The organism is Pseudomonas fragi, assembly GCF_002269505.1.
Classification (GTDB): Bacteria; Pseudomonadota; Gammaproteobacteria; order Pseudomonadales; family Pseudomonadaceae; genus Aquipseudomonas; species Aquipseudomonas fragi_D.
Genome location: NZ_NQKQ01000062.1, coordinates 1 through 1,231, shown reverse-complemented (window position 1 = coordinate 1,231; position 1,231 = coordinate 1). Strand labels below are relative to the sequence as shown.

Annotated in this window: 1 protein-coding gene; it reads left to right on the top strand. The window is 53.0% G+C overall.

Features of this window, described 5'->3' with window-relative positions; all coding sequences use genetic code 11:
* Positions 1–62 precede the first annotated feature (62 nt).
* Positions 63–1,213 (top strand): IS3 family transposase gene (locus CJU81_RS23505; RefSeq protein ID WP_088500423.1). Its coding sequence is split into 2 segments (ribosomal slippage): positions 63–297 and positions 297–1,213, totalling 1,152 coding nucleotides; the frame shifts between segments, so codons are not numbered across the junction.
* Positions 1,214–1,231: the final 18 nt, after the last annotated feature.

The window sequence follows — 1,231 nt, the reverse complement described above, 5'->3', positions numbered from 1 at the left end:
TGAATCGCCCCTAGTTTCGTAGACACCTCCAAGCCTTAAAATGAGGCCCATTAGGAGGTGCCATGAGCAACCAGCGATATCCCGAAGAATTCAAAATCCAGGCGGTCAAACAAGTGACCGAAAAGAAGCTTCCTGTCTCGGAGGTGGCTGCACGATTGGGTGTGTCCGTGCACAGCCTCTATGCTTGGGTTAAGCGCTACACCAAGCCCCAGGAACAGCGCGTTGAGGAGGATGATCAGAGCGCTGAGGTTCGTCGTCTACGGGCCGAGCTGAAACGGGTGACGGAGGAGCGAGACATCTTAAAAAAGGCCGCCGCGTACTTTGCCAAGGAGTGCGGCTGAAGTACGCCTTTATTAAGCAGCAAGCGGGTCATTACGCGATTCGACGGCTTTGCCTGACGCTCAAGGTTCATCCCAGCGGCTACTACGCGTGGCTATCAGAACCAAAATCTGCGCGAGCCAAGGACGATCAGCGACTGCTTGGACTGATCAAACACTCCTGGTTAGAAAGCGGTGGTGTTTATGGCTATCGCAAGATCCATGATGACCTGCGAGAGGTTGGTGAGAGCTGTGGCCGTCACCGGGTAGCTAGGTTGATGCGCCTTGAAGGTTTACGTTCTCAGACTGGGTATCGACGGAGGCCGGGAAAATATGGCGGCAAACCAGCCGTTGCCTCACCGAACTTACTGAAGCGCCAATTCGATGTCAGAGAACCCAACAAAGTCTGGGTCACAGACATTACCTACATCCGAACATATGAAGGCTGGCTGTATTTGGCCGTGGTGCTCGATCTGTTTTCACGCCAGATCATTGGTTGGTCAATGAAGTCGCAGATGACCAGCGACGTAGCCATTGATGCACTGCTGATGGCGGTTTGGAGACGTAAGCCGAAGCAAGAGGTGATGATCCACTCGGATCAAGGCAGTCAGTACAGCAGCTCAGACTGGCGAAGCTTCTTGAAAGCTAACAACCTGGTAGCCAGCATGAGTCGTCGAGGTAACTGCCACGACAACGCTGTAGCGGAGAGCTTTTTCCAGCTGCTAAAGCGGGAGCGGATCAAGCGTAAAATCTACACTACACGCCAGGATGCTCGGGATGATGTGTTCGATTACATCGAGATGTTTTACAACCCAAAACGACGCCACAGTTTCAACAATCAGCTGTCACCGGTAGAGTTTGAAAAGCGTTACGCAGCGAGCCTGGAGAGTGTCTAGGAAACCCGGGGCGATTCA